This is a genomic window from Candidatus Chlorohelix sp., from assembly GCF_037138995.1.
In the GTDB taxonomy this organism is placed as follows: Bacteria; Chloroflexota; Chloroflexia; order Chloroheliales; family Chloroheliaceae; genus Chlorohelix.
On record NZ_JBAXHI010000005.1, the window covers coordinates 1 to 23369 of the forward strand.

Annotated in this window: 17 protein-coding genes; 14 read left to right on the forward strand and 3 right to left on the reverse strand. The window is 45.4% G+C overall.

What is annotated here, in order from left to right; translation table 11 throughout:
* Both WCK19_RS03655 and WCK19_RS03660 read left to right on the forward strand, forming a co-directional pair.
* On the forward strand, window positions 1-229 hold a 229-nt coding region (locus tag WCK19_RS03655; RefSeq protein WP_342396003.1), incomplete at its 5' end, for a hypothetical protein.
* A gap of 189 nt (window positions 230-418) precedes the next feature.
* Window positions 419-6706, forward strand: coding sequence for a hypothetical protein (locus WCK19_RS03660; RefSeq protein ID WP_342396004.1), 6288 nt, complete (start codon window positions 419-421; stop codon window positions 6704-6706).
* 91 nt (window positions 6707-6797) lie between these two features.
* Here WCK19_RS03660 and WCK19_RS03665 read toward each other — a convergent pair whose 3' ends face one another.
* Window positions 6798-7406 carry a hypothetical protein gene (locus tag WCK19_RS03665; RefSeq protein WP_342396005.1) on the reverse strand — a complete coding sequence of 203 codons (609 nt, stop codon included), beginning with the start codon at window positions 7404-7406 and terminating at the stop codon, window positions 6798-6800.
* A 295-nt stretch (window positions 7407-7701) separates the two neighbouring features.
* Here WCK19_RS03665 and opgC point away from each other — a divergent pair, with 295 nt between their 5' ends.
* The 4 genes from opgC to WCK19_RS03685 all read left to right on the forward strand — a co-directional run bounded on the left by opgC (window position 7702) and on the right by WCK19_RS03685 (window position 11997).
* The gene (gene opgC / locus WCK19_RS03670; protein WP_342396006.1) at window positions 7702-8907 is read left to right on the forward strand and encodes an OpgC domain-containing protein; all 1206 of its coding nucleotides are present in this window, start codon (window positions 7702-7704) and stop codon (window positions 8905-8907) included.
* A 239-nt stretch (window positions 8908-9146) separates the two neighbouring features.
* A complete protein-coding gene (locus WCK19_RS03675) occupies window positions 9147-10307 on the forward strand; it encodes a Re/Si-specific NAD(P)(+) transhydrogenase subunit alpha (RefSeq protein WP_342396007.1) in 1161 nt (386 codons plus the stop codon).
* Window positions 10304-10600: an NAD(P) transhydrogenase subunit alpha gene (locus WCK19_RS03680; RefSeq protein WP_342396008.1), complete on the forward strand. Its 297-nt coding sequence runs from the start codon at window positions 10304-10306 to the stop codon at window positions 10598-10600. The genes WCK19_RS03675 and WCK19_RS03680 overlap by 4 nt, the downstream gene beginning before the upstream one ends.
* On the forward strand, window positions 10597-11997 hold the full coding sequence (locus tag WCK19_RS03685; RefSeq protein ID WP_342396009.1) for an NAD(P)(+) transhydrogenase (Re/Si-specific) subunit beta: 1401 nt from the start codon (window positions 10597-10599) through the stop codon (window positions 11995-11997). The genes WCK19_RS03680 and WCK19_RS03685 overlap by 4 nt, the downstream gene beginning before the upstream one ends.
* A 58-nt stretch (window positions 11998-12055) precedes the next feature.
* On the opposite strand, the gene WCK19_RS03690 is transcribed toward WCK19_RS03685, so the two are convergent.
* A complete protein-coding gene (locus WCK19_RS03690; protein WP_342396010.1) occupies window positions 12056-13729 on the reverse strand; it encodes an MDR family MFS transporter in 1674 nt (557 codons plus the stop codon).
* 21 nt (window positions 13730-13750) lie between these two features.
* Window positions 13751-14254, reverse strand: a complete 504-nt coding sequence (locus tag WCK19_RS03695; RefSeq protein WP_342396011.1) for a MarR family winged helix-turn-helix transcriptional regulator — start codon at window positions 14252-14254, stop codon at window positions 13751-13753.
* Between the two features lie 211 nt (window positions 14255-14465).
* Here WCK19_RS03695 and rsmA point away from each other — a divergent pair, with 211 nt between their 5' ends.
* From rsmA to WCK19_RS03735, 8 genes are all read left to right on the forward strand, one after another.
* Window positions 14466-15320, forward strand: a complete 855-nt coding sequence (rsmA, locus tag WCK19_RS03700; RefSeq protein ID WP_342396012.1) for a 16S rRNA (adenine(1518)-N(6)/adenine(1519)-N(6))-dimethyltransferase RsmA — start codon at window positions 14466-14468, stop codon at window positions 15318-15320.
* Window positions 15321-15377: 57 nt separating this feature from the next.
* Window positions 15378-16115, forward strand: a complete 738-nt coding sequence (locus tag WCK19_RS03705; protein ID WP_342396013.1) for a hypothetical protein — start codon at window positions 15378-15380, stop codon at window positions 16113-16115.
* A gap of 82 nt (window positions 16116-16197) precedes the next feature.
* Window positions 16198-16938 (forward strand): alanyl-tRNA editing protein, encoded by a 741-nt coding sequence (locus WCK19_RS03710; protein ID WP_342396014.1) that lies wholly within the window; start codon window positions 16198-16200, stop codon window positions 16936-16938.
* Between the two features lie 23 nt (window positions 16939-16961).
* Complete coding sequence (locus WCK19_RS03715) at window positions 16962-18131, forward strand: thiolase family protein (RefSeq protein ID WP_342396015.1); 1170 nt, start codon at window positions 16962-16964, stop codon at window positions 18129-18131.
* Between the two features lie 194 nt (window positions 18132-18325).
* Window positions 18326-18895: an NUDIX hydrolase gene (locus WCK19_RS03720; RefSeq protein WP_342396016.1), complete on the forward strand. Its 570-nt coding sequence runs from the start codon at window positions 18326-18328 to the stop codon at window positions 18893-18895.
* Window positions 18892-20037 (forward strand): MFS transporter, encoded by a 1146-nt coding sequence (locus WCK19_RS03725; protein ID WP_342396017.1) that lies wholly within the window; start codon window positions 18892-18894, stop codon window positions 20035-20037. Before WCK19_RS03720 ends, WCK19_RS03725 begins: the two co-directional genes overlap by 4 nt.
* 228 nt (window positions 20038-20265) lie before the next feature.
* The gene (locus WCK19_RS03730) at window positions 20266-21729 is read left to right on the forward strand and encodes a M20/M25/M40 family metallo-hydrolase (protein ID WP_342396018.1); all 1464 of its coding nucleotides are present in this window, start codon (window positions 20266-20268) and stop codon (window positions 21727-21729) included.
* Entirely contained in the window at window positions 21729-23369 is a 1641-nt protein-coding gene (locus WCK19_RS03735; protein ID WP_342396019.1) for a hypothetical protein, read from the forward strand. Before WCK19_RS03730 ends, WCK19_RS03735 begins: the two co-directional genes overlap by 1 nt.

A 23369-nucleotide genomic window follows, 5' to 3' on the forward strand; every position in this document is an offset into this window, starting at 1 on the left:
TGTATCATCCGGTTACGATGTCACTTTCACAGCCCCATCTACCGGAGCAAGCGGAACTTTTATCTATCTTGGCATGTTTTCTACCAACTCTATAACAGTGACCACCGATTCCAGCGGTGTAGCAAACCCCGGTACTTTCACCGCCAATACCATAGCAGGAGTATTTACAGTTTCGGTAACGGTTAGCGGCGCTACCAACTTGAATTTCTCAATGACCAATACACCCTGAGAGCGTGTTACAGTTGCAAATTCCAGCCTACCCATACACATGCATCACAACATATATAGAGCCAATGGGCGCAACCGATAAGGGTAGTTATACGTGATATATATATAAATGTAGCTGTGCCAGTAAATGATACGCAGGGCTTTAAATTGACAGCAACCAATTATTGATAGATGCAGCAGGAGCTTAAGGTTGAGCCAGAAAGTTGAAATAAAGCTTTCATCTGAACAAATAACCTTAAAACCGGGTGGTACCGCCGAGCTTACCGTCACCTTGATTAATAATACAAAAGGGGTAGAACGTTTTGAGCTTAGCATAGGTGAACTTACCGCCGGATGGGCGCAACTCGACCAACTTGAGATGCTTTTATATCCTGATGCGCCCGGCAACGAAGGCTCTACAATATTAAGGATTAACCTACCAGCCAATGCTGCGCCCGGTACTTATGCCCCGGTGTTGTTGGTGGGTAGTAGCAGTCAGCCGGGTATAATAGCAAGCCAGCCCTTACTGCTAAATGTTGAAGAAATAAAACAGATAACGCAAGAACTCAAGTTGCAACCGCAAGAGTTACAAACTCGCAAAAAAACAGCCGTAACCCAGATCGGAATTTCCAATAATCAGTACCAGCCGGTCAATCTGAAATTATATGCACGTACTAATGTGCAAGGCATGGAAATTCTGATTAATCCACCGATAGTGACAGTGCCATCGCAAGCGGAAATAACCGCCAGTTCGCTTGAAATAAAGCTACGAAAGCGTAATTGGGTTGGTTCTCCCCGTATGTACGACTTTACGATAGGTATCGAGGGACAGACCACCGAAACAAACGGTGTTATTAATCAAGCGTGTGCTTTACCTTGGCTACGTAGCGTTGCGCTAAGCCCGGTTCTATTGGCGTTGGCGCTGCTATTGCCGTTGGCTTTTGTGTTAATGCTGCTTATTTTGATGTGGCCCTCCGGCGTACAAACAAGCACAAGCAATCAGGCTTTACCGCCTGCTATTTGCACTCCTAGCAATATAACCCTGAACGCAACTCTCAGAATGGGCGAAACCGCCACCGATATAATAATTGTCCAATCGGATGGTTCTCGCCCTCGAAGCGTTTTTCAGGAATCGGTGGATATTTTACCCGGCAATTTTGCCAGCCTGATGTCTATTTCACCGGATGGGCGTAAGTTGGCATACATAACCGCCAAAAATGCAGCTTTGGACAATGCTACTATCAATATATTAGACCTTAACTCACGCTCCAAAACCAGAGCAGTAAGTGTTGCCAATGGATTATGGACTACGCGCCCAACTTGGTCTGCGGATAGCGCCCAACTCGGCTATATAGTTCGCAATACTAATAAGCTGGAATTGTTCAAGGTTGCTGCCAGTGGTAGAGAACGCGAAATATCACTTGGCATACCCGACCAACTTGTACCTGAATATTTTTATGGTGATACCGGTCAGGAGGGACCTCTTTGTTGGTCAACCGATAATTCGCGCATCATTGTTAATTCAACTAATAATGCCTTCACCGTCAATGTAACCGATAAAAAAGTCAATGCTCTCCCCAAATTGGGACAAACCCAAAACTTTGCGATTGTTACCGATAGATTCCAGCAAGTACCTACCAAAAACCTTACCCCTGCACCAGCCCTCGGCGGTGATTGTTTTGTTATAAATTACAGCCAGAATGACCCGCGCTGGCGCAACAGCCAAATCGGGGCGCAGACATTTAAAATTGGCGATTCCGGCTGTGCCATCACCGCCGCTGCAATGCTGCTTAACTATAGCAAAGCGGATACCGACCCCGACCAGTTAAATAGTTGCTTGGGTCTAGATGCAATTCCGATGGATTGGTCTCTTACTGCCGTTCGTTGCAGCAAAGGGGTTTTATCTGGGGCGCAGCGTCAGGACTTTAACTGGGATTCCCTCAACTCAATTCTGAAATCGGGGCAACCCGCCTTAGTAGGTTTTCTAGGTGGTCAAACCGGAACACAATTTGTAGTAGTGGTTAGCGGCTCAGACAGCATTGCGGCTACCTACCGGATTAATGACCCTTGGGATGGTACCAGTTACAAATCGCTTGCCTATTATCTGGAAAAGGGCTATCAATTACGTTGGTTGATAAATTATGGGGCATCGGGTCAAAGCGGTTGTCAGGGGCGGTTCGACACTACTGCCACCCAGCAAACTGGAATAACTCTGACAAGTCCGGTTGATGGCAAGCTTTATAACCAAGCGGTACCGCTTACTTATCAGGTTTCAGGTACTACCAAAGTCAACGCGACATTGAACATGCTAACTACTACCAGCACTGATGGCAACCTATTGCCAAGTGGCGGACTTGAAACCAATTCAAATGTGATACCGGGCGCCATTGTCGAGCAAGATGGCGCATATATCCTTGTGCTAGATAACGGAACTAACCAGATTTCTGCTCATTTTATAATTGACAAAACCCCACCGCGGCTTGATTTGGTGCGCCCAAAATTGAGCGACTTTGACCCAACCGGCACACAAGGTAATCAGCTTGTAGCCAGAAACAAAATATCCCTCGAATTTAAGGCTTCCGATAATTTAAGCGGTGTCTCACTTATAGAGTATAAAATTAATCAAGATGATTGGAAACCATACAATAACGACAGTGTAGCAGTACCGATTACAATTGAAAAAGCGGGTGATTATTCTATTCTTTACCGCGCTACTGACGGCGCGGGCAATCGCACCCCAGAAGGCAACCTCACCTTCGCGCTAATTTCGACTACCGGGCAGGTTACAAGCCAGAGCGGCACTGCCAACCAATCCCCTACTGCGGCGGGTAGCAACCAGCAAGGCGGCAGTAATGGAGCAGGGGAAGGGGCAAATACAACTCCACAGCCTACTGCTATGCCGGGAGTATTGGCAGTAGCTCCAAATGCTTTGAATTTCGATGCTTTCACTAACCAAGCATTCCTGCAACTCTCCAATAGCGGGCAAGGTACAGTGGCATGGAATATTCAGCAACCGAGTGGAACATTAGCATCCCTACTAAAATTTAACTTGCAATCGGGTACAATCCCTCCTAGCGGTAATACTCAGTTAACGGTTAGCCTAAATGCCTTTAACCTAACCCAAGCTCCGATAAACGGCGTATTTAACATTGTATATAACAACGGCGCAGCGCAAATGCCGATAAACGTCGTTATAATTCAACAGCCGACCCCTACCGTACAATTTATTTCACCTATTCCGGGACCCTTAAACGGTAAAACGGTTGATATAAAAGTTACCGCTATACCAACGGGGCTGGCTGCTCCTAATCATATGAGCTTTACAGCCAAATATATTGCGAGCGTTGGCGGTAGCCTTGCGGAACTACCCATTCCCGGACAAGCCAATGCAAGCAATAGTTGGGGTGTTACGTGGGATATTTCAACCTTACCGCCCCAAACCCCGATAGAGATTGGCGGTAAATTGTGTTGGACAGCCGATGAAAGCAATTGTATAAAGCTGGTACAACCGCTGGCGGGGTTGAGTATTCCCAAACCGGCAGCAACCATTACCCTGAATCCTAATTCCGACAAGCTAGGTGGTACAGTCACACTAAGCGCACAGGTTACAGGGGTTTATGACCATATAACTTATACTTACACCTACAATGATGCTACTGGCGCAACCGTTTCTAAAACTCTGGAAAAGTCTAACGCAGCTAATAACAATACCGTAAAGTGGAATACTACCGCAATTCCGCCCCAAACCGGTATCACCCTTGACGCTAAAGTATGTTGGGGTACTGACGATAACGTAGCTAATTGCACTACCCCTACTAATCAGTTACCTTCTGCCTTTACCGTAGAAGCGCCTACGCTAACAGTTAGCCCGCTTAGCAGCACCGATCAAGCGAATGTACCAGTGCTAGTGTCATTGAGCGGCGCTGCTTCTAAAATCAGCAGCGTCAGTACCGTTGTATTTGTTAACTATAAATATATCCCGACAGTAGGCGGGGAACAGGTTGAGAAAAACGACACGGCGACACTCAGCGCGGTTTCAAATGGGGCTGCTACATGGTCAATACAAATAAACACGGCAGCAATGCCCCCACAACAAATCACCTTTACCCCTAAAATATGCTGGGATGGAAATGCTACGGGCATTTTCTGTTATCCGGTGCAAGCAGCAGTACAAGGCACTATTCCCGATTTAATCGCTCAATTTGCCACGCCTATACCAACGGATTTATCCAAATCCACTATTTTGAACGTATCCGGCACACCAACTGCAAGAGTAAAATCAATTCGCTACTATGCTACCTATCAAGCAAATGATGGTACGGCTCGCCCAGACGTGTTGTTAAGCGGAGATGCCAACAGCGCCAATAATTTTGGGATTGCCTTTGATTCAACAGCTTTGGGAATCAAGCCAAATCAGCAAATTATTATAAAATTGAAAGCCTGTAATAGCAGTGGCTATTGCGGACCGTTTAACGCTACCCCGCTGAACTGGAATGTACCTGAAGCGGCAATTAATTTTACATCTCCGGTAACTACCACCCTCAGCCTGAACACCACTATAACGGGTACGGTTACAGGGCGTGGGGCATCTGCGATTATTCTGTTGGCAACTTATCTATCCGACCCTACCAATCCAACTACTGTTATTACAACCTCGCTGACAACAATAAATAATAAAGTAGTATCGGATACCATTAGCTACGTCTGGAGTACCGCTACTATACCGCCACAACCCGGAGTCAAACTTACCTATCGGATTTGCTGGGGGCAAGGGGAATTAGATTCTCAAGACTGCCATACTAAGGATATTACAGATTACAGTAGTTTGACCATACCTGAACCACAGGTAACAAATATAATTGTCAACGGTACTAGCCCCTATAATGTGGTAAATGTTTTACCTATCGCCTTCGATAGTACCGCGTCACCGCTTGCTTCAATTACGATTCCGCTAACTGCTACCATAACCGGAAATAATGTGGGTGGGGTTAAATGGATTCTGAGTGACCTAGCAGGGAGTATAACGCCTACAATATTGCTTCAGAATTCTCAGGTGAACAGCACAACCCCGGAGGCAACTGGAAACCTGCTACTTAATTTGCAACAGCTTTCAGCAACGGTAGATTTACTTAACGACACTTTATTCATTACAGCCGTACCGGTATGGGGAACTGTTTCCAGTGGCGTTTCATATAGCGGTTCTACCAACATTGTTCAACTTAAAATCAAGTTGGTAAACATGACGGTCAGCATGAACAACAAAGGGGCAGCCCCTGTACAATTGGCTCCAGTAAGCGGGTCGCCTACCCCTGCGAATTACTTGATGCTTTCCAGTGTAACTACATTTACAGTAGCCATTCCAGCAAATGCCGCTTTAATCAAACGAGTAATGTTTGATGCTACTTACAAAAACTCTTCAGGGGTCAGTACAACCACCGCATTAAGCACAATTTCAGGACCTAAAAGTATTTTGCCTACCGGATCTGGCCCTTGGACAGTTACTTGGGATCATACCACTGATACGCCTAAAATAGACCCACAAAATGAAATAACTCTACACTGGAGACTCTGTGCTACAGCTTCACCGGATGATTCTGGGTGCCAATCTCCGGGATTAGCGGGCAACCTATCCAGTATTAACGGTCTGACTCTCGGCGGCGCTCGCTTCAATTTGAGTAGCTCTAACCTGACCGACAATCAGCCCGGAACAGTTCCAAAAGCTACTGACTATTTTAATTCTTCGCCACAAGCTTTAATTGAGCTAAGTGCGCTTGATTCGGTTAAATTGGTAAGAATAGTTGCTTATCCTACTAACAACCCGTCCATAGCAAACACGATAATACTGGGTAATCATACCGATGATACCAGCACGCCTTCCAATGCAGTTATTTCATCCGGGCTATTGCAATGGAATTTATCGGCATTTTGGTCCCTCGATGAATCCGGTATAACTACAAAGCTTATAAATAATGCAACCGACCGTAAAGTTTCACTTGGCATCCAGTATTGCACCGAAACTACTCCCGCTACACTGGACGCTGTTACATGTAGCGATTGGGATGGAAAGCTTTTCGCCCAGATGAGTTCAAATTGGAAAGGCTCTTTTGATGCTAATATGGGCGCGGTTGTTTTATGGAAACCATACGATGGCACAACAAACCCGTATGACTCTTATATACAAACGGGCGCACTCTCCACACGTAATCTGACTGCTACTGTGATACCTTTTAGCGGAGTTTCTATTAATTCCAGCAATGGGGTGAGTTTCAATTATACCGTTCAAACAAATTCGGGAACATCCATCGGTACTGCCGCTCTAATGGCTATTAGTAGCGGAAATGATTGGAACTATTCTTGGAATATCGGCGGAATTTCATTCTTAGTTGATAATAGCATTACACGAAGCGTTACTTTGAAAGCCAGCGTAACTTTTACAGTAACAGGGGATGCCAGCCAAAAAACAAAAGATACTGTGATAAAAACTCATGGGCGCACTTAAAAATCAGGATGCGCTTTACTCATCCCGGCTCATATTGACGATTAATAGGTTTACTTCACTTGTTTTCTTTCAGCCATAATAGCTCTCTTTATCAAAAATACTTGAATAAGCGGCGCAATCGTGGCGGTTCTACTTGATTATTGTTATGCAGCGCCACTAAAGAGGAACAGCCAATCCAAGTTTCGCGCGGTTTTCGTACTCCATGCGGCTTCAGAATCTTCAACAGACAACGTGGCGTTGGGTCAGTCAAGAGCATTGCGCCACGACCAAGCAAATCCACCACCACAATCCACCAATCCGGTATTGCTCTGGTTTCAAAGCCCAATTTTTCGGTGTATTTTCCTACCACATGAGATTGACCCATAATTGCCTTAAAATCAGCCCAAGCGGGGTCAGTCCTTAATACAGAGGCGAGATAAGGCATTTCAGGAGCTAATAGCCCGAATAGATAGCGTGAATAGGATAAATCGTTGTCAACACCCCTGAAACGTGGCATAAAAAGCTTCATATGCAGTCTAATGATTTTATCGCCCCGGCGCAAAATAGTGCCATCTTTTAGAGTGGTAGTCCACGGGCGGCGATAGCGACGCTTGACTATCACCAGATAGCCAATTCGGTAAGCCATAAACGGCTCGAAAAAACCTCGCACAAAGTCAAAGGCGATTATTAATTCCAGCCATATTCTCCGCGATATTTGCAAATACTTATCTCCCATACATTTATATTAAACCTATTTGGTTGTATTAAAAGTAGTAAATATAACACAAGTGATGTAATTAGTATGAACATATATGATTATGATTTTACCTTTTCCTTGATTGGATTTTACATTCATTTTACAAATAGAAGATAAAATTAATATATAAAATAGAAAAGCCTTGTGAAAAGTAAGCATTTGCTTAACTCGTAGGTAACGATTGCAGCAGATATGGAGAAAGTTTAAATAACGTATCCGTAGCTTTCGTTTTTTATTAGCTTTTCAGGAGAATATATAGATGTTAACCGCTAAAGAATCTAATTTGCAAGGCACTCTTGCAGGTACCACAGCAGTAACCGCTGTTAAAGGATTGCGCTGGCGCTGGAAGTATGAAGCAACAGCAGCAAGTTCACGGGATTTACGGCTTGATTTTCTGCGGGGCTTGAGCATATTTGTAATGCTGATGGATCATATCGGGGTATTTGGTCCAGATAGTTGGGTTTATTTCCTCACTGCCCGCGGGGAATTTTATATAAGCGCCGCTGAAGGTTTCGTTATCATAAGCGGCTTTATCCTTGGCATAGTTTATTTCAAGGTTATCGAAAAAGAAGGATTGCGCGTTGCTAGTACCAAAATACTGAAACGCGCCTTAAAAATATACTGGCTGGCGGTGGGGTTAACCCTGTTTTTTGTGCTACTGGCAAACTATTCTCCGCTGCAATTATGGGCTGATAGGGAATGGATTGATATTAAAGACCCGATTGACCTGCTAATCGGTACGCTAACAATGCGGTTCGCTTATCATGGCGCCAGTATTCTGTTTATGTACGTGATTTTCCTAGCGATTAGCCCTCTAATTCTCTTTCTGCTACAAGAAGGCAAAACCAAGCACATATTGATAGTAAGCGGGGTTATCTGGTTTGCTAATATGTACTATCCCAGCAATTTCACATTGCCTTTTGCCAGCAACTTTCCGTTGGCGGCATGGCAAATGCTATTCGTTACAACTATGGTAATTGGCTACCATCACCGGGCAATAACTGAGTTTTTTAACGCAAGGGGCAAGTTATATCAGTATTACTCATTGTCAATAGGCGCGATGTCGGTATTGCTACTGAGTCTGTATATTGCTGAAATCAACGGTGGCGTAGAAAATATCTTCGGGTCAATTGATGTGCATTTCTACATCGCAGACCTACACGATAAATCTTTGCTGCCGCCGGAGCGTATGTTTGCAATCTTCATAATATTCCAAGGGCTTTTTCTGATTTCTACTTGGCTCTGGAAACTATTGCAACCTATGGTGGGTTGGCTATTAATCCCGATTGGCGAAGTTAGCCTTTACTCCTTTGCTATGCACTTGGTTGTCATTGTCATTTTCTACAATATACCGGGCGTGCGCGACCTGCCCTATTTCCTTTACGGTTTCGCCCTACTCGCTTCAACACTACTATTGTGGGCTATGGTAAAAACCAAGTTTCTATTCTCGATAATACCGCATTAAGCTTAAAATAAATCACTATAAACCCTTTCCAATTGTAAAAAAGCAATGGAAAGGGTTTTTTTATGTCTATCTACCCTATATTCACCGACTTAGACCTCATTATTAATTCTCATAAACTATGATTAATGAAGTGAAATCGGTAGTATCAAAATAATTTCCCCTCCCGTATGAGTGTATTATTCGCTTTCATGCCTGAACCATAATAAATTTTCATAGTGAAAGAAAGGGACAAACATAAAATGAAAATCGGTATTCCAAAAGAAATATATCTTGGTGAAACCAGAGTAGCGTTAATTCCCGGTCTTGTTGGGGTTCTAAAAAAACAAAAGCATGAAGTTTTTATTGAAAAAGGCGCGGGTAAACTGGCATTTTGCAGCAATGAAGAATATGAAGCGGTAGGCGCACGATTGGTAGATAATGCCAATGAATTGTACCAACAAGTTGATGTAATATTTAAAGTGCAACCGCCTCAATTTCATTCACCGGCAGGGCAATACGAAACTGAAATGATGCAAGAAGGCGCAACCTTGCTCGGTTTCCTGTCTCCCTTTGCCAAACCTGAGCTTATAGAAGCTCTCGCAAATCGCAAAATTACCGCTTATGCCATCGAATTAATACCGCGTATAGCCCGCGCCCAAAATATGGATGCCTTAAGCGCAATGGCGACAATTGCCGGATACAAAGCAGTGCTGCTGGCGGCAGGTAGGCTCAAGAAAATGTTCCCCTTGATGATGACTGCCGCCGGTACAGTATCACCCGCAACTGTGCTGGTATTGGGCGCAGGGGTGGCAGGCTTGCAAGCGATAGCCACTGCCAAACGGCTTGGCGCTAGAGTTGAGGCTTTTGACCCGCGCCCGATTGTTAGAGATCAGGTTAAAAGTGTGGGCGCAAATTTTGTGGAGATGGAGCTACCAAAAGACGCAGAAACAAGCGGGGGCTATGCCAAAGAACAATCTGACGAATTTCTTATGAAAGAGCGTGAGGTAATCAGCACGCGATTGCCCAAAGTAGATGTGGTAATTACTACTGCACAGGTATTTGGCAAACGTGCGCCCTTGTTAATAAGTCGTGAAATGGTGCAACTCCTGAAACCGGGTTCGATAATCGTTGACCTCGCAGCAGAACAGGGCGGCAACTGTGAATTGACCGCGCCAAACCAAACAATCGAATCAAACGATGTAACTATAATTGGGGCAGTAAACCTACCGGCGGCAGTACCGGCGGATGCAAGCCTTCTATATAGCCACAATCTTCTCAACCTGTTTGAATACCTTTTCCCCAATGGAAAAGAAAGCCCTTCGTATGAAGACGAAATTGTAAAAGCGGCATGTGTAACACGGGGCGGGGAAATTCTAAATGAACAGGTGAAAACTTTGTTGCATCAAGGAGTAATGGTATGAATCTACAATTATTTGAAATGATTTATATTCTAACGCTGGCAGGGTTTTTAGGCTTTGAAGTAATCCGCCGTGTGCCGCCCCTGCTTCACACCCCTTTGATGTCCGCTACCAACGCTATTTCCGGCATATCACTGGTTGGCTCACTGGTTGCGGCAGGCAGCAACAAAGGAATACTAAGCACAACGCTTGGCTTTATTGCCGTCACTTCCGCCACTATAAATGTTGTGGGTGGCTTTCTTGTCACAGACCGCATGCTAAAGATGTTCAAGCGGAAGGAGGAAAAAGCTCAATGAACGATTATTTGCTTGAGGCTTCTTACCTCGCCGCTTCGATATTATTTATTATGGGCTTGAAGGCGCTTTGCTCGCCTGTATCGGCGCGGCGCGGGATGCTATACGCCGAGTTAGGCATGTTGTTGGCTATCATTGGCACATTGCTAAAAAATGAGATTGTTAGCTACGAATGGATTATTGTGGGGATTATGCTAGGCTCGCTAATCGGTGGGCTATTGGCAAGATTGATGCCAATGACGGCGATGCCCCAACTTGTGGCAATTTCCCATGCTTTTGGCGCGTTAGCGGCTACGTTGGTGGGTGTGGTTAAATTCGAGGAACACGTATCAACCAATATAGATAGCGGACTAATGGCAGTATTGGGAATTGAGGTACTTTTCGGCTCGCTGACAATTACCGGCAGTTTGATGGCTTTTGTAAAATTGCAAGAACTCATTCCCGGAGCGCCAATAACCTATCGCTTTCAGAATATCCTTAACCTGATTTTGTTTATTGGCGCAATGGGCTTGTTTGTATTTTTGCTGGTAAATCCTACTACCTCGATTGTTTTCTACTTAATGTTGGGGGCAGGCTTACTTATTGGGGTTTTGCTAGTGTTGCCCATTGGTGGGGCAGATATGCCAGTAGTGCTGGCGCTTTTAAACTCATATGCGGGGTTGGCTTCGGCTGCTACCGGTTTCGCCATCAATAACGATGTGCTGATTATCGCGGGAGCATTAAACGCCGCCTCCGGTTTCTTCCTAGCAATGATTATGAGCAAAGCTATGAATCGCTCCTTTACCAATGTGCTTTTTGGGGCAGTTGGCGCAAAACCCGGTGAACTACATGAGCAAGCGCAAGCAAAAACTGTCACTCGATATACCCCCGAAGATGTCGAATTTCTATTGAGCAGCTCCCAATCGGTAATTATCATACCGGGTTACGGAATGGCAGTAGCCCAAGCGCAACATCCGGTGCAAGAATTGGGGGATTTGCTAATGCGCCAAGGCATAAAGGTGCGCTACGCCATCCATCCGGTAGCCGGTAGAATGCCCGGTCATATGAATGTGCTTCTGGCGGAAGCAAATGTGCCTTACGATTTGTTGTTTGAGGCAGAACAGATTAATGATGATTTTCCTGACACAGACGTAGTGCTGGTAATTGGCGCAAACGATGTGGTTAACCCGGCAGCACGCTACAAGAAAGACAGCCCACTCTATGGGATGCCGATACTTGATGCGGACAAGGCACATTCGGTAATAATCCTGAAACGTAGCCTAGGTTCGGGGTTTGCCGGAGAAGATAACGAGCTATTCTACGCCAAAAATACCTTAATGGTGTTCGGCGATGCTAAAACTACCCTTAACAGCTTAGTACAATTACTTAAACACAAAGAAATAGCATTGGCGCGAAAATAACAGCTTGAGAAAAGATTAGAGACAAGCGGTTTAATCCCCTTGTCTCTATTACAAAGTTTTATTCCATCATCACAACGGGCGTTTCTTCTTGAGAATTAGCTCCACTTTTACGGGCTGCCTCGATTTGCTCTTGCTTGATGCTTTTCTTTGGTAAAAGTAGCGCCAGAAATATAGTCAACGCCGTACCGACAGTTACGAAGGTAAAGACATTACCCATTGAACCTGCCGCCGCATTAAGCGCGATAGCTTGGCTATCCGGGCGTTGTCCACTTGCCGTTACTGCTTTTACCCCATTAGTCATGCGCTCTGTAAGCCCGGTCACAAAGATAGTTGTCAATACTGCAACACCGATTGAACTGAATATCTGGGCAGTAGCATTATATAGCGAACTTACTTTAGGCAAACTTGGACCTGCAAAACGGGAAAGAGCTACTGTCTGTAATGGCAAGTTAGACCAGCCAAAACCAACGCCTCGAATAAGTAATATCAGCACGAAAGACCAACCATCGCTTTCAGGGCTTACATTCATGAGCATTATCGAACTTATCGTAAGGGTAATGATTCCCATTATTACCTGAATACGCGGACCAACCATATCATAGATGCGGCTACCGCTGATAATCCCGATTGCAGCGCCGATACCTTGAGGCATAAGCGATAAGCCGGTAAGTACCGCGCTCATATTCTTAAATCTTTCGAGAAAGAGCGGTAGTATAAAGAAGCTTCCAAAAACCACTGCACGAACAACCCATGTCATTAAGGTTGAGACAGTAAATTCACGATGCTTGAAAACCCGAAGGTCTAGCACAGGGTCTTTACGCCGTAACTCGTAGGCGCTAAAGATGCCTAATATAGCCAAACCTGTGCCTAACATTGCCCACACTAACCAATAGCCCCAACCGTTGATTTCACCGGTAGGAGTTTGAGATGTAATACTTCCCTCTCGCGTATCGCTGACAAGCGAAAAGGAATAAACTACCAGAATTGTGCCTACAATTGAAAGTAGCAAGCCCAGAAAATCAAACTTTTCGAGCGTGGTAGGAGCAACAACGGGACGAGCAGCAGTACCGGCTGGTTTAGCGCCTTCCGACCAAGTTTCGGATGCCCACGTTGGTTTGCGCCCAAAATCGGGTTTTAGCAACCGAGCAATCAAGAATATTGCCAGCAAGCCAACCGGAATATTTATAAAGAATATCGAGGGCCAGTCAAAGGGGCTATCAACTAGCAAACCTCCAATAGTAGGTCCTAAAGTAGGGGCAAGCAGTACCGGAATTGCCACTACCGCAGAGCTTTTCGCCCTGTCGGCAGGAGGAAAAACATTGAACGAAATCGAGGTAGCCAACGGAAAAAGCATGCCGCCGCCAAGACCCTGAAAAACCCGGAAAATGATTAACATCGGCACGCCGCCGCCACCGAATAAATGATCCAGTTCATGCGAAAAGCCGCAAAGAAAGCTGCCTAGCGTAAACATAGCCAAAGCGATAAGGAAAATTCGTCTTAAACCATAGCGGTGGCTGAAATATCCGGCTACCGGTATGACTGCCGCCTGTGATAGGAAGTATCCGGTTATAACCCATTGGATTGTATTAATGGTAACAGTAGAGTCTTGATCGTTGAAGCTTTTCAGCATAGCCGTAAGCGAAACGTTCACTATAGTGTTGTCCAGCACCGCCATAAAAAGACCTAAAGCGGCGCTTAAAGATACGGCATAGCGATAAGGTATCTTTTTCAAAATATACTTTCCTTTCTAAATCTATTTGTGTTCAGTCTCATTAAAGTTGTTCTCAAAAATACTTCGAGCGGTTTCTTCAAGAATATAGAGATAGTTTTTCATTTGAGCTAAGTCGGACTGGCTGAGCTTGCTGGTCAATTGCTGGTTAAGAGCTTTGAACTGTTGTAACATAATAGTTGCCTGTATAAGCCCCTTTTCGGTTAAAAAAACCCTTACAAGCCGATTATCCGTATGGTCACGCTCCCGCCGAATCCAACCCAAATCGGTTTCCATTTCTTTTACGGTGCGAGTAATCATACTGGCATCTACGCCAATACAACTGGTAATATAATTCTGGGTTATCCCATCCTTATGAGCAAGGATTAGCATTATTCGCCCTGTAATATGGTTGACTCCTAGAGTTTTTTCCAATACCTGTCTTATCACATGCAAGGTTTGCGCTAACAGACGTGGCAAAAACGAATCTTCATTTTGGTCTGAAAAGAACTGCTGTAAATTAGATGTTGGGTTGTTTAACTTATCCATATATTTCCCGAAAATAATTGTTTATTAATCCCTTTTTAATAATTAATAGGTATAAAATAGCGTATATTCGTTGAGTTGTCAATCATTTATTCTGCAATCTTTGATAATTCAAGGGTATTTCCCCAAGTAAAAGTTTTCCACAGACACCGGATAGATATGATAAAATTAATAGCGTGGCTCAGGATTATTATGGGAGTAGGTAGCTGATTATTTGAACGATTCTATAGGGACAAGAGTGCTGCTGCGACAGCTTGAAATAAAGCCAAGCAAAGGTCTAGGTCAGAACTTTTTGGTGGATGCTTCGGTTCCAGCTAAAATTCTGGCAGCCGCCGAATTAAAAAGTGAGGATGCGGTAATAGAAATTGGACCCGGCGTAGGGGTACTGACTAGATTGTTGGTTCAAACGGCAGCGAAATTTACAGCGGTTGAACTTGACCAACGTCTCTACCCTTTTTTGCGCGAGATGCTGTCGCCTTATTTGGGCGCAAAACTGGTGGAAGGGGATGTGCTGGATTTCCAGCCGAAAGAGCTTGAACCTTCTGCCTATAAACTTATCGCAAACATCCCCTATTACATTACCTCTGCTATTCTTCGGCACTTTCTAGAAAGCTCGCATCGCCCACAGCAAATTGTGCTGATGGTGCAAAAAGAGGTAGCACAACGTATTGTCGCTAAACCGCCTGAAATGAGCTTGCTGGCGGTAAGCGTGCAGTTCTACGGCAAGCCTAAGCTGTTTGCGACAGTACCGGCAGGGGCTTTTTACCCGCCACCCAAAGTAGATTCGGCAATTCTGGTCATTAAGGTTTACCCTGATGCGGAAAGACCTTGCCGAGTTACAGATGAAGCAAGGCTCTTTGAAGTTGTTAGAGCAGGGTTTGGGCAAAAACGCAAGCAACTGGCAAACTCACTGGCAACAGGGCTTCATCTGGATAAAGAGATAATACGCGAGGTTTTAGCGGCGGGACATATTGCTGCCGAGAGACGCGCCGAAACCCTTAGCCTTGAGGAGTGGGAACAGTTGTACAATGCTTTAGAGGGGCTTGCCATTTCCACTAAAGCTGGCTAAAATCTAACAATTAAACTTATTAATCACTATGCTGAGACAGGATTGACTAAACCCGGAATGCAAACTAAAACATCCACCATTGATGATTTACCCCGTAATGTCGGCGACTCTGAGGATAAAGACATCCTCCCCGGCTTACTCAAGCAGCATCCGCGCTTTTTGTACACGATAAGCATCGGCTTTGCCGCGCTTTTCGCCGAACTTATGCTGTTTATGTCTATGTACTATGCCCCAGCGAAAGATTCATCTTTTAATATTGGGCTTACAGTCGGCACTTTCCTTTTCTCCTTTCTGGCAATTTTTGGCTCATTTACCTTGCCGCATCTCTATTTCCTCCCCAGATTCAAACGATACTCGCCCATAATTTTTCTGATGATGGAATGGATAACCGGAGCAATTATCGTCACTGCCGCGAGTATTATCCAGCTAGTAGCGGGTATTTTTCTGGTAAACGGCGAGTTGTTCGCCATAAGCGAACACTTGCGCTCGCTGGCGTTATATACGCTGGCAATTTGCATGATGGTACATGGGGCGGCGCTGTTTGCTCGTTATGTGCGCTATCTGTATGAGCGCGAACTTCACCAGTCATACAAAATCGTAACAGTCGCGGGGGTTACGGCGGTAGTGTTAATAATACTTTCCCTGTTCTTGCTACCCTATGATTTGGGACGCATCGGTACGGGATTGCCCAACAACGGCTTACTATCGCTGCATATCACGCTGCGCGACATCTGGCTAATAGTTTGCACCATTTTCGCCTTTATCTGGCAACTTTCGGTGCTGGCTGACCACTAAAAAAGTTGTAACTACTCAGTCTGCAAGAAAAGGGGTTATGGTAAAATTTAGCAATCTGTAAATTTGAGTTGAGAATGGAGCTATGCAAACAGAACCCGTCTATCTGAGTGAACCATATCTGCGCCGGATGTCCGCCAAAGCACTGGAAATCTTGCCCGAATCGGCAAAAAGATTTAGGTTATTACTGGATAATACCGTTTTTTACCCGATGGGGGGCGGGCAACCCACCGATCAAGGTATTTTAAGATGGGATGACTCGCCACAGGCTAAAGTTTATCAAGTAATGATGAAAGAGGGCGAAATCTGGCATTACCTTGAACCGCTACAACCTGAAAGGTTTTTGTTAGAAGTAGGGCAACAGGTGGAAGGGGAAATTGATTGGGAGCGGCGCTACCAGAATATGCGGGTGCATACGGGCGGTCATCTGGTGGATTTTGCGCTATTCAGGCTAGGTTTAGTGCCAGAAATATTAAAACCGCTCAAGGGAGACCATGGGAAAAAGCCCTTTGTATTATACGAAGGTTCTCTCGCTTCTCATCCAAAATTGAGTCTTGACATATTGACTCAAGCAGTAGCAGAACTGATAAAAGAAGAACGTAAATTGAGTTGGGAATTTGTCCCACTAGAAGTATTGCAAAATGATGCAATCTATTTACAACCGGGTTTGCCTATCCACAAACCATTACGAAAGCTCACACTTGATGGCGTTGGTTCGGTGGCAGATGGCGGAACACTGGTACAAAATACTGCCGAAGTTGGCAGTTTGACCGTTATTGCAATTGACGAAAAAAACGGACAGGTTAAAGTAAGTTACCAATTGTGATTATCACGCAAGGAGGCGTATTAATGGACAAAGAAAGACAGCCTGTAATTGTAGCAGCCGTGCGAACCCCCGCAGGCAAACGCAACGGTAAACTAAAAAACACCCATGCAACCAACCTCGCCGCCGCAGTTTTACGCGAAGTGGTGCAACGCGCCGGAATACAGGCAAGCATGGTGGATCAGGTTTTTATGGGCTGTGTCTCACAAGTTGGTGAGCAAGCTTTCAATATAGCGCGGAATGCCACATTAATGGCGGGTTTCCCGATTGGCATTCCGGCAACCTCTCTCGATTTCCAGTGTGGCAGCAGCCAGCAAGCAATTCATCTAGCTGCCAGCATGGTATTGAGCGGTTATAACGATATTGTAATCGCCGCCGGGGTCGAATCAATGAGCCGTGTGCCAATGGGTAGCAGTATTGGTACGGGCAAATCTTTGCCGGATGGTGTGGGGTATCCCTTCTCGCCTGAACTTATGAAGCTGTATGAAATGATACCGCAAGGTCTTTCTGCCGAATTACTGTGCCAAAAATGGAATCTGAGCAGGGAAGAACTCGACCGCTTCAGTATGGAAAGCCATAGCCGGGCAGCCATCGCCACTGCTGAAGGACGGTTTAAAAGCCAAATCATGCCGCTAACTATTGACGGCGCGGTTATGGCTACCGATGAAGGTATTCGTCCTGAAACCACCCTCGCCGCGTTAGCAAATTTGAAACCCGCTTTCCACACCGATGGCAAGATTACCGCCGGAAACAGCAGCCAAATTAGCGATGGGGCAGCAGCAGTATTAGTTATGAGCCGTCAAAAAGCTTTGGAGTTGGGCTTACATCCACGTGCTGCAATCATAGCGCAGGATGTGGTAGGCAGCGACCCAACCATGATGCTGACCGGACCAATTGAAGGAACACACCGCGCCTTGAATAAAGCCGGTTTATTACTGAGCGACATAGACCGAGTGGAAATCAACGAGGCTTTTGCGCCGGTAGTGCTGGCATGGGCAAAGGAGCATAATCCTGATATGTCCAAAGTTAATGTGAATGGCGGAGCGATTGCGCTTGGTCATCCGCTAGGCGCAAGTGGCGCCCGCCTGATGACTACCCTGCTATACGAACTGGAGTTCAGCGGCGGGCGCTTCGGCTTACAAACAATGTGTTGCGGCGGCGGTATGGCGACCACCACTATTATCGAACGTCTCTAACAACTTTATGCCTCTTTCTTAAGCTGAGAGAGGCTTTTATATTTTAAAGTAAACGGGGGTGCGTCAAATTTTCGCGTGAGATATTATCAAGGGGCGACAAAAATGGTTTGTTTGGTCATTTCCATTTTAGCGATATAATAAGCCTTGACTCTTTATTTGGTAAGAATAGCGTGTTCGCATGAAAAGAGGCAAAAATGAGTGTAGGTCGAGCGGAGGAGATGGAAACTCTGGAAAGAAACGCCCCGCGAGAAAGCGAGCAAATTTTCAAGGGTCGTAAATTCTCGGTGCGGGTTGACCACTTAACCAAAGCAGATGGGCGACGTTACTCTCGCGAGATTGTAGCGCATGACGGCGCGGTAGTAATTATACCTGTGGATGCAGATGGTAAAATTATATTGGTTAGGCAATGGCGCAGACCAACGGACAAAATTCTTATCGAACTGCCCGCCGGAACGCTTGAACTGCCGGAAGAACCGGCATACTGCGCTGACCGGGAATTGCAAGAAGAAATCGGGTACAAGGCAGGCAAACTCACCGGAATGGGCGGATTCTACAGCGCACCCGGCTTTTGCAGCGAATATCTCTGGTTGTTTCTAGCAGAAGAACTGGTGGAGAGCCAACTAGAGCCAGATGAGAACGAGGCAATTGATATTATACGAGTAACGCTAGATGAAGCCTTACAAATGATTGAAGATGGCGTTATTTGCGATGCAAAGAGCGTTGCGGGTCTTTTGCGCTATTATTACAGGCTGAATAAAAAATGATTTTGGTTTTGGCATTTTCTTCTTTTGTCTTGATGGGAATTAACGATGGGGTTTTGGGTGTTTTATTGCCCAGCTTGCAAACGCACTACGGCATTGATAAAGCGGTAGTAGGCTTACTTTTTATGGCAAGCGTAATCGGGCATATAATAGCCGCTTTTTCCAGTGGCGCAATGGCTCAAAAAATGGGTTTGCGCTTTCTGATATTGCAGGGTGGGGCGCTAATCAGCCTTTGTCTGGTTCTAGTGTGGCAATTACCTCCCTTCTGGTTGCTTTTACTCATTCTGGCAATCATCGGTTACGCTATGGCGATGTTGAGTACCGGGTTGAATGCATATATCGCACCAATGCCCAGTAGCGGGCGGTTGCTCAACTATATGCACGGCTTTTACGGGGTGGGAGCTTTTATCGGACCTTTGCTGGCAACTCTTATACTTCAATTGCAGCTAGGCTGGAGTATAGGTTATCTTTTTATCAGCTTTTTATGTATAGCATTGACCTTAGGGTTGGGGATATTCTTTCCGGTTAGCATGGCAGTGTCCGCACCGCATGAAAATAGCCCTATGACTAGAATGCTGCGGATTCCAGCTTTGTGGTTTGCAACAATTTTTCTGGCATTTTATGTCGGGGTGGAGGTCAGCGTTGGCAATTGGAGTTTTACTTTTCTGACCGAAGCAAGAAGTGAGCATACAGTAACCGCCGGGTGGATGGTAAGCGGTTATTGGCTTGGCTTGACTATGGGGCGTATGCTGCTGGCTTTTCTGGTAGAGCGCATGGGTAAGCGGTTGCTAGTGCAATATTGCATGGCGGGGTCAATTGCCGGAATTATTTTGATTTGGTTTTCAACGGGCGGGGTACTGTCTGCGTTGGGTTTGTGGATTACAGGCTTTTGTTTCGGACCACTTTTCCCTACTACGCTTTCTATAGTTCCAGAATATATGCCTCAACGTTTGTTGACCGGCGCGATTGGCTTTATTTCCAGTATTGCTTATTGTGGCGCAGCATTATTTCCTTGGATGGCGGGTAATCTCATGCAATCGGCAGGTTTATGGACTCTATTCCCGTTTTGTTTTCTGACTCTTTCCGCCATGTTTATTATGTGGAGCAAGCTCTCTCATAGCCATACCAAACTGGTGGAAGTGTGACTTCTACCGCAAGACGCTTTTTTCAGGGCTGCTATTGTTGGAGAACTAGAATTTGATTTATGCTACCACGCAAAATACGGACATGCACCCGCGATAAATTGGAGAACAACAAATCAGCTACTTGCGCCGTTACAAATCTTAGGCTAAACTTAATAATATTTCATTTATGTCACCTTAAATTTATAATCGGTTTTTAAGCTACACAGAATCGACAGGAAGGGTCTTGAAATGTCCTCCGAAGCCGTAGGAAACATTGAACGGGAACTGGACGATTATATAACCACAAATCTTCCCCGCTTCATCGCTGAATTGGGGGTTTTGTGTTCTCCAAATACCACTCAATCTTCCCGCCGCTCGAAAAATGAACCTGACGATACCGCCCGCCTTATTATCAATATGTTAAAAGAGCGTGGCTTGAAAACGGAGAACTGGTCGCTCAATAAGCGAAGCGCTATATTTGCACGTGGGGAACAGCGCACTGAATCTAACACGCTGCTTTCTTATAATACATATGAAATTACGCCACCCGGTCAAATGGATGAATGGCAGAGCGCAATGTTTGGCTTAAATGAGCGGGATGGCAAACTCTATGCCAAAGGGGTTGCGGACAATCGCGCTAATCTGGTTGCACGGTTGGCAGCCTACGAAGCATGGCGTGAAGTGTATGGCAGCGTGCCGTGTAACGTTAAGTTTCTGATAGAGGGGCGCACCGGTGATGGGCAAAGCCTTGCTTCCAAACTTCTAGCCGAGAAAAACGGAATCCTAAAAGCGGATGCTTGTTTGTGGGATTCAGGGGAAAATACGCCAGAAGGTATTCCCGTAATAAGTTTGGGGCAAAAAGGCTACCTATGTATTGAATTACGCAGCAAAACTCTTTCTCAGGATGGCAATAGTTCCCTTGCCGGGATTTTGCCCAGTGGCGGTTGGCGGCTTATTTGGGCAATGAGCGCTATCAAGAACGATAATGAAGATATTCAAGTGGATGATTTTGATAGGGATATACAAGTTCCTTCCCATGAAGATAGCTCTTTTATCATGCAAACAGCCAAACGCTATACAAAGCGCATGGAAGAGCGGCTTACACGGTTTGGGGTAAGCGAATATCTGATGGGGTTAAAAAGCATACCATTACTGATTACCGAGTTTTTTACGCCTACCGCTAATATTATCGGTTTTGAAGGCGGGTATTTAGGCGATGATGTTAAATCTGTTTTGATGGCTAGTGGGCAGGCTCGTTTGGACTTCAGGCTTGTGCCAAATCAAGACCCAGATACTGCGTTAGACCTAATACGAAAACATCTATATAATCGCGGCTTCACTGATATTGAAGTAAGGCAGGTTGGCGTAAGTGAAAAACCTGTTCGCACCTCTCCAAATCACCCCTTTGTAAAACTGGCAGTAGAAAGTCTCGAACAAGCGATTGACCTTGCCCCGCTGGTAATTCCTCTTGCGCCAACGGTTGGTCCGATGTATGCCTTCAAAGAAACTCTCGGAGAGTTACCCCTGATTTGTACTGGCGCTTATTACGATGGGGCGCAAAGACAAACTTCTAATGAGAATATTCGAATCGCCGATTTCCTAAACCATATCAAATTTACCACCCGTCTATTGGGCAATCTTAATAATTACTCTCGACCTGATGAGACCGAGAAAAATACTGAAACGGCTACCTCTAAACAGGTTTCTGACTAATGCTTAGCTCAATTATAGCTTTTGCCCGATTACATCCGGGTTGGACACTATTTTTTGCTGCCCTGTTCTACCGCATTTTTACCGCCTCTTTCTATTCACAACCGGGTTATACCGATGCCTATTACTATATGAACTCGGCTATCCAATTCTGGAATGGCAAGGGCTTTCGGGATGACTATATCTGGAATTACCTAGCGCGTCCGCTACCGGAGAGTGTTATCGGCAACCCTAGCCATTCCTACTGGATGCCTTTTACTTCATGGCTTATTGCGGTGGGTTATTCATTGACTTTTGGAGAGAATTTCTGGGCTGGTCGTCTGCCCAATATGCTGCTAACCGCTCTGATTCCACCCCTCAGCTATCGTTTGGGAATGGCGGTTGGAGGAATAAGATATGGCTGGTTAGCGGGTGGGCTGGCTATTTTCTGCGGATTTTATGCCCCAGTCTTTTCAATGCCCGATAACCATGCGCCCTATGCTTTTATCAGTTTGCTGTTTCTAATGTTGACAGCCGAGTGGATAAAGCCGGGCAGCCTTTTGCCAATGCCGCGCAAGTTTATTCCGATAGCATTGGGGTTGCTGGCAACTATTGCTTATCTTACTAGGGTAGATGGAGTATTTTTGCTGCTGGTTCCACCCCTATGCTTGCTATTGCTAAAACAGGGAATAAACTGGCGCGGAATAGCGCTGATGTTTGGGGTCGCAGCCTTGACGGTTATCCCATGGAATGCCCGAAACTTCATTGTAAGCGGGCAGCTTTTCCCCGGCGGTGGCGCTAAAACTATCTTTCTGAGGGATTACAACGACTTTTTCAGCTTTGATAAACCGCTTGATTTAGCCTATTACCTGAACATCACAGACCCTTCGCCACAGTGGGGTATCGGCGCATTGCTCATGAGCAAGTTAGAAGCGTTATGGCAAAACCTGCTAATAATTGCTCGCCCCGCCATAATAATGTTTACACCCTTTGCCTTAATTGGCTTGTTCAGCAGGAAGCGTAGCGATAATAGTATGGTGGCGACCCTATATAATGGGGCATTATGGCGCAATTCCTTATTACTGCCTTTTACAGTATATCTCCTGATACTTTATATAATTATGTCTCTAATCTTTACTTTTCCAAGCTATCGGGGGAGTGTTTACCATTCAGGGGGTGGGTTAGTGCCATACATTTCTGTGGCGATTGCCGCAGGTATAGATTTGGTGGCATGCTGGTGGAGCAAGTTAAGCCGCCCACATGCAGAGCAGAACCGCCGCAATTTTCTGGCGTTTGTGGTGATGCTCGGAGCAATACTAATTTCTATAGGCTGGACTCTTTCACAATCGGCTAATTGGGATACTGATTATCGGGAATTGCAACAGGTAAATGAATGGCTTGATTCCAATACTCCACGCGGATTAATGGTTATGACTCCAGACCCCACCGCTTACTGGTATGCTAATCGCAAACCTTCCATTATCATTAATTCTGACCCCCTCGATATAGTATTGCAGGTGGCAAAACGTTACGATGCACGTTATCTATTGCTACAACCCATCGCTACTCCGGCTATGACCGCCTTATACCAAGATAAAGCTTCCCCCGGACTCAAATATCTGGTTACAATTGGTACTACGCAGATATACCAGATTGAACCTTAA